Source organism: Frateuria sp. GZRe12, from assembly GCF_051900535.1.
Taxonomy (GTDB): domain Bacteria; phylum Pseudomonadota; class Gammaproteobacteria; order Xanthomonadales; family Rhodanobacteraceae; genus Frateuria_A.
The window spans coordinates 429,830-445,910 of record NZ_JBHZGI010000002.1; the positions used below are offsets into that span (position 1 = coordinate 429,830).

8 protein-coding genes and 1 riboswitch are annotated in these 16,081 nt (G+C 67.3%); of the genes, 4 read left to right on the top strand and 4 right to left on the bottom strand.

Annotated elements, in window-relative coordinates:
• Window positions 1–17 precede the first annotated feature (17 nt).
• From edd to zwf, 3 genes are all read right to left on the bottom strand, one after another.
• Window positions 18–1,835, bottom strand: coding sequence for a phosphogluconate dehydratase (gene edd, locus ACFWZ4_RS07735; protein ID WP_439704140.1), 1,818 nt, complete (start codon window positions 1,833–1,835; stop codon window positions 18–20).
• A gap of 53 nt (window positions 1,836–1,888) precedes the next feature.
• Window positions 1,889–2,602, bottom strand: a complete 714-nt coding sequence (gene pgl / locus ACFWZ4_RS07740) for a 6-phosphogluconolactonase (RefSeq protein WP_439704141.1) — start codon at window positions 2,600–2,602, stop codon at window positions 1,889–1,891.
• A gap of 69 nt (window positions 2,603–2,671) precedes the next feature.
• Window positions 2,672–4,138 carry a glucose-6-phosphate dehydrogenase gene (gene zwf / locus ACFWZ4_RS07745; RefSeq protein WP_439704142.1) on the bottom strand — a complete coding sequence of 489 codons (1,467 nt, stop codon included), beginning with the start codon at window positions 4,136–4,138 and terminating at the stop codon, window positions 2,672–2,674.
• Between the two features lie 163 nt (window positions 4,139–4,301).
• Here zwf and ACFWZ4_RS07750 point away from each other — a divergent pair, with 163 nt between their 5' ends.
• Together ACFWZ4_RS07750 and ACFWZ4_RS07755 are read left to right on the top strand one after the other, a co-directional pair.
• The gene (locus ACFWZ4_RS07750) at window positions 4,302–5,054 is read left to right on the top strand and encodes a GntR family transcriptional regulator (RefSeq protein ID WP_439704143.1); all 753 of its coding nucleotides are present in this window, start codon (window positions 4,302–4,304) and stop codon (window positions 5,052–5,054) included.
• 57 nt (window positions 5,055–5,111) lie between these two features.
• Window positions 5,112–6,704 carry a tetratricopeptide repeat-containing sulfotransferase family protein gene (locus tag ACFWZ4_RS07755; protein ID WP_439704144.1) on the top strand — a complete coding sequence of 531 codons (1,593 nt, stop codon included), beginning with the start codon at window positions 5,112–5,114 and terminating at the stop codon, window positions 6,702–6,704.
• A gap of 168 nt (window positions 6,705–6,872) precedes the next feature.
• Here the strand turns inward: ACFWZ4_RS07755 and ACFWZ4_RS07760 are convergent, their stop codons facing one another.
• Window positions 6,873–9,950 carry a TonB-dependent receptor gene (locus ACFWZ4_RS07760; protein WP_439704145.1) on the bottom strand — a complete coding sequence of 1,026 codons (3,078 nt, stop codon included), beginning with the start codon at window positions 9,948–9,950 and terminating at the stop codon, window positions 6,873–6,875.
• Between the two features lie 310 nt (window positions 9,951–10,260).
• Window positions 10,261–10,485, top strand: a riboswitch (cobalamin riboswitch).
• Between the two features lie 131 nt (window positions 10,486–10,616).
• On the opposite strand from ACFWZ4_RS07760, the gene btuB reads away from it, so the two are divergent.
• Window positions 10,617–12,467 (top strand): TonB-dependent vitamin B12 receptor, encoded by a 1,851-nt coding sequence (btuB, locus tag ACFWZ4_RS07765; protein ID WP_439704146.1) that lies wholly within the window; start codon window positions 10,617–10,619, stop codon window positions 12,465–12,467.
• 221 nt (window positions 12,468–12,688) lie between these two features.
• A complete protein-coding gene (locus ACFWZ4_RS07770) occupies window positions 12,689–15,868 on the top strand; it encodes an efflux RND transporter permease subunit (protein WP_439704147.1) in 3,180 nt (1,059 codons plus the stop codon).
• The last annotated feature ends 213 nt before the right edge of the window (window positions 15,869–16,081 follow it).

A 16,081-nucleotide genomic window follows, 5' to 3' on the forward strand; every position in this document is an offset into this window, starting at 1 on the left:
CTGCAAGCTACTGGGGGTTACAGCACGCCCGCGCCGAGGTCGGCGTTCATGGCGTTGCGGCGGAACATCTCGAACAGCTCGCGGCCGGTGCCGGCCTGGTGGGTGGACTGGCTGCCCGACTCGGGCGAGCGCGTGGCAAGTTCGGCGGCGTCGCCCAGGACGTCCAGACGTCCATTGACACAATCCAGGCGAACCATGTCGCCCTCGCGCACGCGCGCCAGCGGTCCACCGGCGGCGGCCTCCGGCGTGACGTGGATCGCCGCCGGCACGCGCCCGGAGGCGCCGGACATGCGCCCGTCGGTGACCAGCGCGATGCGGTGGCCGCGATCCTGCAGCACGGCCAGCGTGGGCGTGAGCTTGTGCAGTTCCGGCATGCCGATCGCCTGCGGGCCCTGGAAGCGCACCACCGCCACGAAGTCACGATTGAGTTCACCGCGTTCGAAGGCGACGCGCACCGCGTCCTGGTCGTCGAACACCACGGCCGGCGCCTCGATCAGCAGGCGATCCTCCGGTACGGCGGATACCTTGATGACCGCGCGGCCCAGGTTGCCGTCGAGCAGGCGCAGGCCACCATCGGGCCGGAACGGCTCATCCGCACGGCGCAGCACGCCGCGGTTGCCGCTTTCCTTGCTGACCGGTCGCCATGCCAGCTGCCCTGCCCCGTCGAGCTCCGGCACGCAGGTATAGGCAGCCAGGCCCTTGCCGGCGAGCGTCTGCACATCCGGATGCAGCAGGCCGGCATCGAGCAGCTGATCGATCAGGAAGGCCATGCCGCCGGCCTCGTGGAACTGGTTCACGTCGGCGTAGCCGTTCGGGTATACGCGCGCCAGCAGCGGCACCACCGAGGAGAGCGCGTCGAAGTCGTCCCAGCTGAGCGCGATGCCGGCGGCGCGCGCCATCGCGACCAGATGCAGCAGGTGGTTGGTCGAACCGCCGGTGGCGTGCAGTCCGACCACGCCATTGACGACCGCGCGCTCGTCGACGATGTGGCCCAGCGGCAGGCGCGTGGCCGGCGCCGCGTGGATGGCCACTGCCTGCACCGCGGCGCGGGTGAGTGCGTCCCGCAAGGGCGTGTCCGGCGCCACGAAGCTGGAGCCGGGCAGTTGCAGGCCCATGATCTCCATCAGCATCTGGTTGGAGTTGGCGGTGCCGTAGAACGTGCAGGTGCCGGGGCTGTGGTAGGAGGCCGCTTCGACTTCAAGCAGTTCCTCGCGCGTCGCCTTGCCCTCGGCGTAGGCCTGGCGGACCTTCGATTTCTGCTCGTTGGGAATGCCGGTGGGCATCGGACCCGACGGCACGAACGCGCCGGGCAAATGACCGAAGCTGAGCGCGCCGATCAGCAGGCCCGGCACGATCTTGTCGCAGATGCCCAGGTAGAGCGCACCGTCGAACATGTCGTGCGAGAGCGCCACGGCGGTGGCCATGGCGATCACGTCGCGCGAGAACAGCGACAGCTCCATGCCGGCGCGACCCTGCGTGACGCCATCGCACATCGCCGGCACGCCGCCGGCCACCTGTGCCGTGGCGCCGAACTCGCGCGCGAGTTCGCGGATCAGCGCCGGGTAGCGCTCGTAGGGCCGGTGCGCCGAGAGCATGTCGTTGTAGGCGGTGACGATGCCGATGTTCGGCGCGCGACCTTCGCGCAGCGCGGCCTTGTCCGTGCCGCTGCAGCCGGCGAAGCCGTGCGCGAGGTTGCCGCAGGACAGCTGCGCGCGGTGCGGGCCATCGCCTCCCGCGGCCGCCTCGATGCGTGCGAGATAGGCCGTGCGGCTCTCGCGGCTGCGCTCGATGAGGCGCGCGGTGACTTCGGCGACGACGGGATGCAGCGAACTCATTGCAGGAACTCCAAAACGTTGCCGGCCAACGCGTACCGGCGATCAAACGACAGTCAGGGACACCAGTAGACGGCGACCGGCACCGGCGAGCGCGCCAGCACGGCACGCACCGGATAATGCGCCGCCGCGCCCAGCCCCAGCCGGGCCTGGGCCAGCACGTCGCGCTTGTCTTCGCCTTCGATGTGCAGGAACAGGTGCCGGGTTTCGAGCAGGGTGGACAGCGTCAGCGTGATGCGCGGCTCACCGGCGCCGGGCGCGCGCATCGGCAGCACGCCGCTGGGCTGGTTCGGATCCAGCGCCGCCGCCAGCTGGTCGCCGCCGGGGAAAAACGAGGCCGTGTGGCCGTCCAGGCCCATGCCCAGCACGACCGCGTCGAACGGCAGCGGCAGCGCATGGATGCGCCGGCTGGCTTCGACCTGGCCTTCCTCCGGCGTAGCGGCGCCGGTGTACAGCGGCACGAAGCGGGCCGCGGCTGCGTCGTGCTGCAGCAGGTGCTCCCGCACCAGCCGCGCGTTGGAGCGCGGATCGCTCTCGTCCACCCAGCGCTCGTCGACCAGGGTCACCTGCACGCGGGACCAGTCCATCGGCGCCCGCGAGAGCAGGTCGAAGAAATGCAGCGGCGTGCGTCCGCCGGACACGGCGAGCAGCGCGAAGTCGCGCTCGAGCAACCCCGCGCGCAGGCGGTCGGCGACGCGCTCGGCCAGGGCGATGGCGAGCGCATGGCTGTCCGCGAAGTGATGGCTGTCGGCGTTGATCGAGATCGTCATGGGCGCACTGGCGATGGAAGGGTTCGACAGTGTCGGGAGCGCGTTGCCAGCATCCGGTGAAGCCTCCCGCTATTCGCTGTCTTCATTCCACGTGCGCCCGTCGCGCTCGATGAGCGCGACCGCCGCACTCGGTCCCCAGCTGCCGGCCGCATACGGGCGCGGCGGCTCGCCGGCCGCGCCCCAGGCGCCCAGGATCGGATCGATCCAGCGCCAGGCGGCCTCGACTTCGTCGCGGCGCATGAACAGCGTGGGATTGCCGCGCACCACATCCAGCAGCAGTCGCTCGTAGGCGTCTGGCTGCTGCACGCCGAAGGCTTCGACGAAGCTCATGTCCAGCGGCACGTGGCGCAGGCGCAGGCCGCCCGGGCCGGGGTGCTTGATGGTCAGCCACAACTTGACGCCTTCGTCCGGCTGCAGCCGCAGCACCAGCCGGTTGTGCGCCAGCGGCCCGGCGGAGGCGTCGAAGATCGAATGCGGCACCGACTTGAACGCCACCACGATTTCCGACAACCGCGCGGACAACCGCTTGCCGGTGCGCAGGTAGAACGGCACGCCGGCCCAGCGCCAGTTGGCGATCTCCGTCTTCAGCGCAACGAAGGTTTCGGTGTTGGACTGGCCGTCGTCCAGCTCCTCCAGGTAGCCGGGTACGCGCTCGCCATCGATCGCGCCGGCCTTGTACTGGCCGCGCACGGTGAGCTGCGCGCTGTTGCGCATGTCGATGGGTTTCAACGCGTGCAGCACCTTGAGCTTCTCGTCGCGCACGGCATCGGGCGAGAGCGAGGCTGGCGGCTCCATCGCCACCATGCACAGCAGCTGCAGCATGTGATTCTGCACCATGTCGCGCAATGCGCCGGCGCGGTCGTAGTAGCCGGCGCGACGGCCCAGCCCCAGCGTTTCGGCCACGGTGATCTGCACGTGGTCGATGTGGCCGGCGTTCCACAGCGGTTCGAACAGGGCATTGCCGAAGCGCAGCGCCAGCAGGTTCTGCACCGTCTCCTTGCCGAGGTAATGATCGATGCGGAAGGTCTGCGCTTCGGAGAACACGCGCCCGACCGCCTCGATGATGCACATCGCGCTGGCCAGGTCGCGGCCGATCGGCTTCTCCAGCACCACGCGCGAGTTCGGTCCATTGAGGCCGTTGGCGCCGAGCCGGTCGCAGATGTCGACGAACAGTTCCGGCGAGGTCGAGAGATAGAACACGCGGATGTGGTCGGGCTGTTCGTCGACCAGCGCGGCGAACGCATCCCAGCCTTCGTCCTTGCGCGCGTCCAGCGGCAGGTAGTGCAGCAGCGGCAGGAACCCATCGATGCGGTCATCCGCGGCGCCGCCGTCGGCGAGCACGTCGCGCACCAGGCCACGGTAGCCGGCATCGTCCAGGCCTTCGCGCGCCACGCCGATGATCCGGCTGGCGGCGGGCAGCTGGCCATCCACGAACCGGTGGAACAGCGCCGGCAGCAACTTGCGCAGGGCCAGGTCGCCGGTGCCACCAAAAATCACCAGGTCGAACGGATCGACGGGCGGGGGGGAAGCCGTCACGGTTTCACCTCGATTGCGTGTTGGGCAGACGGAATGGGTCATCCCGCCTTGGCGCCGACGATGGTACCAGTGAAATACCAGATTACGCAGCCGTGCGTGGACGCCATGCATACGTTTTCATCGCGGCTTGCCGCAAATGGTGTGAGATTGGTATGGTTCCGGCATGGAAACCGCGCTTGCCGCCGAATACCGCCGTCTCTGCGACAGCCCCGACACGCGCCAGCCGCTGGCTTATCTGAGGTTGCGCCGGGCGATCCGCACCGTGGTCGAGCACCGCGACATCGAACCGGGCCAGGCGCTACCCAGCGAGCGCGATCTATCGCATGCGCTGGGCCTGTCGCGCGTGACCGTGCGCAAGGCCATCGCCGGCTTGGTCGAAGAAGGCCTGCTGACCCAGCGCCACGGCGCCGGCACTTTCGTCGCCGAGCGCATCGTCAAGCCGATGTCGCGCCTGACCAGCTTCACCGAGGACCTGCGCGCGCGCGGCCTGAATCCGCGCTCGGAGTTCTTCGAGCGCGGTATCGGCGAGGTCACGCCGGAGGAAGCGATGGCGATGAACCTGTCGCCCGGCGCCGCGGTGGTGCGATTGCACCGCGTTCGTTATGCCGGCGACGAGCCGCTGGCGATCGAGCGCAGCGTGGTGCCCGCCAGCGTGCTGCCCGATCCCATGGCGGTGCGCGATTCGCTCTACGAAGCGCTGGAACAACGTAACGCCCGCCCGCGCCGCGCCCTGCAGCGCCTGCGCGCGGTCTCGCTCAGCGCCCAGCACGCCCGCCTGCTGCACGTGGCCGCCGGCAGCGCGGGCCTGAGCATCGAGCGGCGCAGCTTCCTGGACGATGGCCGCGTGGTGGAATTCACCAGCTCGTGGTATCGCGGCGACATCTACGATTTCGTGGCCGAACTGCATACCGATTGACGCGATTGCGTCCGTGATCGCTCCGCCGGGCACCGTGCCGCAGGCTAGTATGAGCGGATGAACGCAACGACCGATCCGCGCGCACTGGAACAGTTGCGCGCCCGCGCGCGCAGCCACGTGCAGGCACATCAGCTAGCCCAGGCCCAGGCCTTGCTGGAGGCCATCATCCAGCAGGCGCCGCATGACCTGGCGGCGAGCATCGACCTGGCCGATGTGTTGTTCCGGCAAGGGCGATTGCAGGCATCGACCGCCCCTTTGCTGCAGGCCGCTCGGCGCCTTCCCCGCAATGCCCCGCTGATCATCGCGTTGGTGCAGCACCTGATCGCTCGTGGCGAGGTCGTCGCGGCGCGCGCCGCCCTCGACCTGCTTGCGCTCGCGCCCGATCCGCCGGCCGGTCTGCTGGTGGCTCAGGCCAACCTGCGTTTTGCCCTCGGCGAGGTCGCTGTCGCGAAGGCCTTGATGGACAAGGCGATGGCGGCGGGCGCGAGTGCGCCGGAGGAGAGGCATCTCTACGCGATGCTGCTGCAGTTCAGCGGCGACATCGACGGAGCCTGCCGCGTGCTGGAGGAGTGCCTGCGTCGATGGCCTGCCTTCGGTGACGCGGCAATGGTGCTGGCCAACCTGCAGCGGCAGAGGCCCGAATCCAACCGGCTGGAGCAGTGGCGGGAGCAGCTGGACCGGCTGCCCGCCGCGACGGCCGGGCCGGCAGAAGCCTTTGTGCGCGCCGAGTTCGAGTACGCGCTGTTCAAGACGCTGGACGACCTCGGTCGGCACGACGAAGCCTGGCCCGCGCTGGAACGCTGCAACGCGTTGATGCACCGCCTGAATCCATACGACGCGGCCGCGGAGGTTGCTGTCACCGACGCGCTGATACGCATGCCCGTGCGCCGGATCGGCACCGCAACGTCCGACGGGCCCACGCCCATCTTCATCGTCGGCATGCCAAGGTCCGGCACGACATTGCTGGATCGCATCCTCTCGAGTCATTCGAGGGTCACGTCGGCGGGCGAGATCATCGATTTCTGGCGCCAACTGCACTGGGTCGCCGATGTCGTGCCGGCCAAGGCGAAGGGCTTGCTGCACATCATCGGCCGCAGCTCCGACATCGACTACCGTGCGCTGGGCGCGCGCTATCTCGCACAGACGCAGTGGCGAGCGCAGGGTCGCGATTTCTACATCGACAAGTTGCCGGCGAACATTCAGCTGGTGTCGTTCATCCGCCGAGCCCTGCCCCACGCGCCCATTCTGCACATGGTGCGTGAGCCGATGGACACGTGCTTTTCCAACTTCAAGGCGATGTTCGGCAATGTCTCGCCCTACAGCTACGATCTGGAAGCGCTGGCCCATCATCACCGCCAGTACGAGCGTCTGGCGCGCCATTGGCACGACGGGATGCCCGGCGCGATGCTCGATGTGTCGTATGCCGACCTGGTTCAGTATCCCGCGGCGACCATCGGCCGCGTTCTCACCCATTGCGGGCTCGCCGTGGAAGACGCCTGCCTGCGTCCTGAGCGCAACGCCGCTCCCGTGGCCACACCGAGCAGTGCGCAGGTACGGGAATCGATCCATACCCGCGGGCTCGGCCAGTGGCAGCTTTACGAGCGCCAGCTCGAGCCATTGCGGATGGCGCTTGCCGCCGGCGATTCCTGAGGCCGGCAGGCATCGGCCTGCACCCGACCCGGATCCCGCGGGCCGCCTAACCGACCGGTCACACGGCAGCCATCGGCTGCGCCGATCATCCACGCGCTGCGGCCGACCCAAGAAAAAAGCCACCGGCCTCGCGGCCGGTGGCTTCGTGGCTGAACTTAGCCGGATCGATCAGTAATCGTAGGTCAGGGACAGGCGAACCGTCCGCGGCTGTTCGAAGAAGATCGGGCCGTGATAGCCATTGTTGATGTAGATCGTATCCGGATCGACCTTCGGGTCGACGCCGAAGTTGTTGTACGCGTTGGCAAACGTCGGATCCGTCTGAACAGCCTTCTGCTCGTTGAAGACGTTGAAGATGTCCAGGTTGATGCCGAGCTTGTGGTCCGCGAACGCCGGGTTGTAGTGGATGCCCAGGTTGAGCGGCTTCGTCCACGGGGTGTGGCTCTTGCCCGGCGGGGTACGGACGCCGGCGCACCAGTGGTAGTTGCCGCTGCCGCCGCCGTTGTAGCCGGCCGGATCCTCGACACCGGTCGGGCCGTAGTAGCCCAGGCACGATTCCGGGGTACCGGATTGGGCCAGCAGGGTGCCGGAGACCAACCACTCAGGCGTGATCTGGTAGGCGCCGCGGAGACGGATCTGGTGCTTGTGCACGTTGATCAGCTCGCCGTTCTGGCCGTCCATCAGCTGCCAGGCATCCCAGTCTTCGGTCTTGGACACGTCGCCCTGGCCGAAGTCCGAACGCACCTGACCCTCGGTGTTGCCGAAGCCGCGGGTGAAGGTGTAATCGACGCGCGCCTGCCACTTGCCGTCGAACGGATGCTCCAGGTACAGGTTCAGCGAACCGACCTTGCGCTTGACACCCTGCTGGTAGCCCCAGTCGTCCATCGTCATCGGCACGATGACGCTGCTGGCGCCGTCGTTGGACGTGACCAGCATGTTGTTGGTCTGTCCCGGGTTGATCAGGCGGCAGTAGGCCGGGCCATAGATCGAATCGGAGTAATCGGCCGAATTCAGGCCCATCTTGTCCATCTTGGCGGCGATCAGGAACGCCGAGCACTCGTCGTCGATGGCGCTCTTGAGGTCACGCCACATCGCCTTGGCGCCGAACGTCCAGCTGTCGTTGGCCTGCATGTCGAAGCCGGCGATGTACTCGTCCAGGTACTCGGGCTTCAGGTTGCGCGCGGTGACCTGCTGCGGGTCCTTCGGCAGGCCGAACTCGCCATCGGGCGAAAGCGGGCCCGCGAACTGCACCAGACCGGTCGGGATGCCGTTCGCATCGATGCCGGTGTAGGTGTAGTAGTTCAGGATGTAGGTCGAACGGTTCGCGGCACGTTCCGCGGCGTTGTCCGGCAGCGCCAGGTAGTAGCGGCCGACGTTGCCGTAGACCTTGAGCGTGGAGTCGCCGTTCACGTCCCAGCTCACGCCGATACGCGGTTCCCACTGGTTCTTCAGGTCCGCGAACGACTCGCCAACGTCGTTGTTGTTGGTGAAGTGGTCGTTGCGGATACCGATGTTCAGCAACAGGTTCGAGCTGACCTGCCACGCATCCTGGATGTACCAGGCCTTCTGCGACATCGTCATGCTGGTCTGCCAGCCGATCTGGCGCTGCATGACGTAGCCCGGGTAGTAGCGCCAGTAGTAGTCGACCGACGGGTTGAACGGGTTGGTCTGCGACGGGCCCTGGTTCTTGGCGCCGTAGTACATGTTGTCGATGCCGACGCCCAGATCATGGTCACCCAGCCGGTAATCGAAGTCGACGCGCAGGCCGCGCGTGGAGTTCTCGGCGTTGGCCGAAGCCCAGGTGGTGTTCGTCTGGCAGTTGGTGATCGGCGTACCACCGTTCAACGTCGGGTCCTGGTTGTACGGACGCGAGATGAACGGATACGGGCAATCGTTGCCGTACGTGGTCGGGTTCTTGAAATGCGCCTTGCCGTAGACAACGCTCAGCGTGGCGTCGTCCGTGATGTAGCTGGTGAAGTGACCGATGTAGAACGTTGCATTGTCCTTGGTCACGTCGTTGGCCGAGTTGAGATCGGTGGCCTGCAGCGTGTCGTAATCGAAGTTGTAGGTGTTGCCGCGACCGGTGGTCTGGTTGTTCTTGAGCATGGTCAGCTCAAGGACGTTGTTGTCGGTGATGTTCCAGTCCAACTTGCCGTAGAACTTGGTGTCCTTGTCCTCGTTGTACTGGACGCGACCCAGGTCGACCGACTGGACGTCGGTGTTGTGGTTCTTGGTCATCTCGCCGGCCAAGAACATGAACAGCTTGTCCTTGATCAGCGGGCCGCCGGCGTACGCCGAGTAGACCGTCTCCCATTCCTTGTTGTCGTTGCGGTATTGGCGCAGCGTACCCACCTTGCTCGGATCTTCCAGCTCATAGTGCGTCTGGCCGTCCGGGCTGGTCGGGTTGGAGATCGGGGCCGGGATCGCCGGATTGCCGTAGTAGTTGTTGCGCGGGCTCGCCTCGAGGAAGCGCGGCTGCCAGACGACCTGGCCACCGAAATGCCACTCGTTGGTACCGCGCTTGCCGATCTGGTTGATCACGCCACCGTCGGAACGACCGTACTTGGCGCTGTAGCCGCCGGTCAGGGTTTCCTGCTGGTCGATCGCGCCGTAGGGCAGCTGGAAGCCGCCGATGTTGCGGTACGGCTCGCCGGTGTTGTAGCCGTTCACGTAGTAGGCGTTCTCGGACACGCTCGAGCCGCCGAACGCCACCGCGTTGGCGAAGTAGCTACTGCCCTTGACGGTGCCGGGAGCGAGCAGCGCGATCGATTCCGCGTTGCGGGTCACCGGCAGCTTGGCCAGGTCGGCCGCGGTAATGATGGTGCTGGAGTTGACGCTGGTCACGTCGATGGCGGGCAGCGCGCTGGCCACCACCTGCACGGTGCCGAGGTTCTGCGCGTTTTCCGCAGTCGCGGCGGCGAAGGGCACCTGGGTACCGCTGCCCGGCGAGACGGCAACGTTTTCCTGGGTGGCGAGCGTCTGGCCATCCTTGCGCAGGGTGACCGTGTAGCGGCCGACCGGCACGGTGACCGAGTAGCGGCCGCTCTCGTCCACGGCGACTTCACGGGTGGCGCCACTGGCGCTCTGGACCATGACCGTTTCGCCTGCGGCGACCGGCGCAGTGCCAAAGATGCTGCCGGTGGTGGCCTGGCCGAGCGCGAGGCCGGTGAAGCCCAGGCCCATGGCCATCGCCACCGTCAATGCAGTGCGTCGGGGCAGGGCCCGACGCGACATGTAACGCGTATTCATTGAGAGATCTCCCCAGATCGACCCATAAGAGTCATTTAAAAAAACCAGGCGGCAGGCCTAGGACCAGCACACCGGGATACCAACTACAAGACGCTTTCCAGTGCCCGGTTCACGGTGTCTACCGTTACGGGCCTCGCCCCAGCGTTCCTTCGTTGCCTGCAAACCACGTAACCACGAGATTCGCTAGGGCAACCTAACGCCGTGGCTAACGCAATGTCAACTTTTTCTTAGCAATTACCACAAAGATAAAACGTGCGGTTCAACTGCCGGCCAGCAAAGCCCGATTCGCGACCAGGCTTCTGTTTTAGGTAACATTTGCTTCGTTTCGGGTGTCCCGGGGCTTTCTGCCCAGGGATGAAACGGGAAGCCGGTGCGTTGTGCGATGCACAACAAGGCCGGCGCTGCCCCCGCAACGGTAAGCGAGTCGAACGGACGGCACCACGCCACTGTGCTCATGAGCATGGGAAGGCGCCGCCCGGCAGGCACACCGCCTGCGCCCGCGAGCCCGGAGACCGGCCCGAAGCGTTTGCCTGGTGGACCTGCGGTGGGCGGGCCGGACCTCGTGCGTGGCCTTGCGCCTGCCCGTCGTTCCCCCCTGCCTCCGGCCGCCAGCTCATCCACGCTTGAGGCCGTGCGTGGGCGCCCGGCCAAGGAACGCACATATCCATGAAGAAGACACTGCTTGCCGTCGCCCTGTGCGGCAGCTCGTTCGCCACGCTGGCGACCGACACCACGGACCCGGTCGCGCTGTCGCCGGTGATCGTCACCGCCACGCGCACCGCGATCACCGTCGACGACGCGCTGTCATCGGTCACCGTAATCACCCGCGATGACATCGACCGGCTGCAGCCAGTCTCGCTGATCGACCTGCTCCAGGGCCTGCCCGGCGTGACCTTCGCCCAGGCCGGCGGGCTGGGCCAGCAAAGCTCGCTGTTCCTGCGCGGCACCAATTCCTCCCACACGCTGCTGCTGATCGACGGCGTGCGCGTGGGCACGGTCAGCGCCGGCATTCCCGCCTTCGACCAGTTGCCGCTGGACCAGATCGAGCGCATCGAAGTGGTGCGCGGGCCACGCTCGAGCCTGTATGGCGCCGACGCGATCGGCGGCGTGATCCAGATCTTCACCCGGCACGGACCGCGCGAGGGCAACCTTGCGCCATCGCTGCGCCTGGGTGCCGGCAGCCGCGGCTACGCCGATGGGCAGTTCGGGCTGGCCGGCGGCGACACACACGCCTGGTACAACCTGAGCCTCGGCGGCCAATACACCCGCGGCATCAACGCCTGCCGCGTGGGTGCGGGAACTGTCTTCGCCGGCTGCTTCACCGACGAGCCGGACGCCGACGCCTACCGCAACCGCAATGCCCTGGCCAACGCCGGCTACCGCTGGGACAACGGCGCGGAACTGAGCGCGACCTGGCTGCGCAGCGACAGCCGCGTGGAGTTCGACGGCGCGCCCTACGGCAACCAGCACCACAACCGCCAGCAGGTCGCCGGCGCTCAGCTGGGCTTCGATCCGCTTTCCTCCTGGAAGGTCACCCTGGCGGCCGGTCAGAGCCTCGACGAGCAGCACACCGACAACGACGGCGTGTTCGTGCGCTACGGCAACTCGCGCCGCAACCAGGCCTCCTGGCAGAACGACCTGAGCCTGGCGGACAACCAGTTGCTGACGCTGGGCGTCGACTGGCAGCGCGAGCACCTGTCCAGCGATACCGGCTACCTGGACGACAGCCGCAGCGACACCGGCGGCTACGCGCAGTACCAGGGCAACTTCGGTCGCCACGAAGTGCAGCTGTCGCTCCGCCGCGACGACAACCAGCAATTCGGTGGTCATACCACCGGCGCGGCGGCGTGGGGTTACGCGTTCGACCACGGCCTGAAGCTGTCGGCCAGCTGGGGCACCGCCTTCCACGCCCCGACCTTCAACGACCTGTACTACCCCTACGGCAGCGGCAACCCGGACCTGCAGCCGGAAACCTCGCGCAGCGCCGAACTCGGCCTGGCACAGCAGCATCGCGGCTGGCACTGGGCGCTCAACGCCTACCAGACCACCATCGACCAGCTGATCTCGCTGGATACCAACTACTTCCCCCGCAACATCAGCCGCGCGCGCATCCGCGGGCTGGAGGCCCAGGCCGGCACGGCGCTCGCCGGCTGGCGGGTGGAGAGTTACCTGACGCTGCAGCGTCCGGAGAACCGCGATGGCGGTGCCAATGACGGCCACTTGCTGCCGCGCCGTCCGGAACGCACCGCGCGACTGGAACTGGACCGCCGCTTCGGCGCGTTCGGCGTGGGCGCCACCGTGCTTGCCGCCGGCGCGCGCTACGACGACCTGGCCAATCTGCACCGGCTGGGTGGCTATACGACCACCGACCTGCGCGCGAGCTACGCGTTCGCGGACGGCTGGCAGGTCGAGGCACGGCTGGCGAACGCGTTCGACCGGCATTACGAAACGGTCTACTACTTCAACCAGCCCGGTCGCAGCTGGTATCTGACGCTGCGGTACACGCCGGGGGGGTGAACTTCCCTCAAGCCTGCCCCCATCCGTTTGTCTGGCACCATCCGGCCCTGCCTTTCGGCAGGGGCCGGACTTCAGGCACATCCTCCGCCGCGACCGCCCGGCATAACGTGCCGCATGACCTTGCCCATCCTCTGGCCCACGAACCACGTGGCGGCAGCGCGCTACGCTAGCCATCCCGGCGCGGCGCCTGTCGCGCACCCTCCCCGCGGTACGGACGCCCCGTGAACATCTTCGCCCCCCTGATCCGCCGCCCGATCGGCACCTCGCTGCTGGCGCTTGGCCTGACGCTGGCAGGCCTCTGGGCCTACCTGCTGCTGGGTGTGGCGGCGTTGCCATCGCTCGATTTCCCCGGCGTCTACGTGGTGGCCAACCAGCCGGGCGCCAGTGCGCAGACGATGGCAAGTACGATCCTGGCCCCCCTGGAGCGCCACCTGGGCCGCATCCCGGGGGTCGATGAGATGTACGGCAATGCCACCGAAGGCCAGGCCTCGGTGATGGTCCGCTTCACCTTCGATCGCACGGCCGACAGCGCCGCGCGCGACGTGCAGGCGGCGATCAACGCCGCTGCGCCCGACCTGCCCTCGGGCATGCCCGGTCCGCCGCAGTATTTCAAGTTCGACACGGCGCAGATCCCGATCCTGTTCATCACGCTGACCTCCTCGGGGATGCCGCAGGACCAGCTGTTCGACCTGGCCGATACGCTGATCAAGCCGGCGGTCTCGCAGATCCAGGGCGTGGCGCAGGTGCAGGTGTTCGGCGGCACGCCGCACGCGGTGCGCATCGAGCTCGATACCGACGCGCTGGCCGCCAAGGGACTGACTTCCAACGATGTAGCCAACGCGTTGCGCGCGGCCAACGTCACCTCGCCGCAGGGCACGCTGAGCGACGGTCGCACGCAGATGACCGTCACCGCCAGCGATGGCCTGCAGACGCCGGACGAATTCGCCCACCTGCTGATCGCCATGAAGCATGGCGTGCCGGTGCGCCTGTCCGACGTCGCCCGCGTCTACGGCGGCCAGCAGGACAAGTACCAGGGTGCCTGGTTCGCCGACGCCAGCGGCAGCGCGCGCACGGTCGGCCTGCAGATCAGCAAGCGTCCGGAAGCCAACGCGGTGGCGACGGTGGAAGCGATCCGCGCCAAGCTGCCGCAGCTGCGCGCCTCGCTGCCGGCCAGCCTGCAGATGAACGCGGTGTTCGACCTTACCCAGACCACCAAGTCGGCGCTGCACGAGGTGGAGGTCGCGCTGCTGATCTCGATCGTGATGGTGGTGCTGGTGATGCTGGTGTTCCTGCGCCGGCTGCGACCCACGCTGATCGCCACGCTGAGCGTGCCGCTGTCGCTGGCCGGCGCGTTCGTGGCGATGTGGGCGCTGGGCTACACGCTCAACACCCTGTCGCTGGTCGCGCTGGTGCTGTGCATCGGCTTCGTGGTCGACGATGCGATCGTGGTGATCGAGAACATCGTGCGCCACATGGAACACGGCATGCCGCCGCTGCAGGCGGCGCTGACCGGCGTGCGCGAGATCGGCTTCACGGTGGTGTCGATCACGTTGTCGCTGGTGGCGGTGTTCGCGCCGCTGCTGTTCGGCAACAACATGCTGGTAATGCTGCTGCGCGAGTTCTCGGTAACGCTGACCGCGGCGGTGGTGATTTCGGCGATCGTCTCGCTGACCCTCACGCCTGCATTGTGCGGGCGGCTGCTGACAGCCGAACCGGTCAACCCGCCGCCGCCCGGGCGCATCGAGCGCGCGGTGGAAAATTTCGACCGCGCGCTGCTGAAGCGCTACGAGCGCGCGCTGGACTGGGCGATGCACCATCGCCGGCTGATGCGCTGGCAGCCGCTGCTGCTGCTGGTGTTGACCGTGCTCCTGGGCATTGCCGTGGGCAAGACCGCCGGCGGCACCTTCATGCCCGATGAGGACACCGGCCAGTTGCAGGCACAGGTCACCGCCGATGCCAACATTTCGCCGGAACTGCTGACCGAGCGCGTGCTGCAGGTGGCGAAGATCATCAAGGAAGACCCGGCGGTCGAGGACATGCTAACCATGCTCGGTGGCGACGGCGGCGGTGGCGGCGCGGTCGGCAACTCGGCGCAGATGTTCATGGACCTCAAGCCCCGCGGCGACGCGCCGGGCGACCGTCGCATCGGCGCCAAGGAGGTGGTCGAACGCCTTTCCAAGCGGCTGGACAAGCTTGCCGGCGTCGAGGTCGAGCTCAGCATCGCGCAGTTCCTCGGTGGTGGCGGCAGCGGCGACAAGGGCGGCCAGTACGAGTTCCAACTGGTCAGCGACAATGGCGGCGACCTGCAGCCGTGGACGCTGAAGATGGTCCGCCGCCTGCGCGAGAACAAGGAATTCCGCGACGTCGGCAGCGACTTCGACCAGGCCGGCAAGCAGCAGATGCTCAAGGTCGACCGCGAAGCCGCCGGCCGCCTGCACGTGAGCATGGGCGACATCGACTCGGCGCTGTACAACTCGTTCGGACAGAACCCGGTGTCGGTGATCTATTCGGACATCAACCAGTACCGGGTGGTGTTGACCTCGGCCGGCGCCGAGTCGATCAGCCCGCAGTCATTGCTCAACATCCACGTGCGCAACAGCCGCGGCGAGATGATCCCGCTCTCCGCGCTGGCGCGGATCGAGCCCAACATCGCGCCGATGCGCATCCGCCACCACAACCAGCTGGAGGCGGCCACGGTCACCTACAACCTGGCCAAGGGCGTGGACCAGCAGCGTGGCGTCAAACTGGTCGAGCAGGCCGCCTTCGCGGTCCACCTGCCCGACGGCTTCCGGGTCGACTTCACCGGCGCCAACCAGCGCCTGCAACAGGCCAAGTCCAACGGCCTCATCCTGCTGCTGGCCTCGATCGTGGCGATGTACATCGTGCTGGGCATCCTCTACGAAAGCCTCGGCCATCCGCTGACCATCCTGTCCACGCTGCCGGCCGCGGGCATGGGCGCGTTCCTGGCCATGCTGGTGACGCAGACCCAGCTCTCGCTGATGGCGATCATCGCGATCCTGATGCTGATCGGCATCGTCAAGAAGAACGCGATCCTGATGGTGGACTTCGCACTGGTCGCCCAGCGCGAGCGCAACCTGGCGCCGCCCGATGCGATCCGCGAAGCGGCGCTGGTGCGCTTCCGTCCGATCACCATGACCACGCTGGTGGCGATGGGCGCGGCGCTGCCGCTGGCGATCGGCTTCGGTATCGGCTCGGAGATGCGCCAGCCGCTGGGCATCGCCATCGTGGGCGGGCTGCTGGTCTCGCAGCTGCTGACCCTGCTCAGCACGCCGGCGATCTACCTGTGGGGCCATGACCGCAAGATCCGCAAGGCCGCGCGCAAGCAGCGGCGGGAGGAAAAGAAGCGGCTCAAGGCGCTGGGCAAGCAGCAGACCGCCTGAGCGGCGCCCTGTGCAGGAGCCCGCTTGTGGGCGACGCTTTGCTGCCGGTCAGTGGCATCGCCCGCAGGTGGTGCCCAGTGGAGCTCGGCATCGATCGGCATGACCGTTACGACCGACCGGTGCCGTGCACGCAACACAGCGTTCGCCCGCATGCACGACGCGCTTCACCCGGCGATGACGGGATAAAATAAACTATTCAGTACACGAACTTCC

Bases quoted from the DNA above. Each gene is read 5' to 3' on its own strand.
- edd (WP_439704140.1), bottom strand. From the start codon at position 1,835: ATGAGTTCGCTGCATCCCGTCGTCGCCGAAGTCACCGCGCGCCTCATC.
- pgl (WP_439704141.1), bottom strand. From the start codon at position 2,602: ATGACGATCTCGATCAACGCCGACAGCCATCACTTCGCGGACAGCCAT.
- ACFWZ4_RS07750 (WP_439704143.1), top strand. From the start codon at position 4,302: ATGGAAACCGCGCTTGCCGCCGAATACCGCCGTCTCTGCGACAGCCCC.
- ACFWZ4_RS07755 (WP_439704144.1), top strand. From the start codon at position 5,112: ATGAACGCAACGACCGATCCGCGCGCACTGGAACAGTTGCGCGCCCGC.
- ACFWZ4_RS07760 (WP_439704145.1), bottom strand. From the start codon at position 9,950: ATGAATACGCGTTACATGTCGCGTCGGGCCCTGCCCCGACGCACTGCA.
- btuB (WP_439704146.1), top strand. From the start codon at position 10,617: ATGAAGAAGACACTGCTTGCCGTCGCCCTGTGCGGCAGCTCGTTCGCC.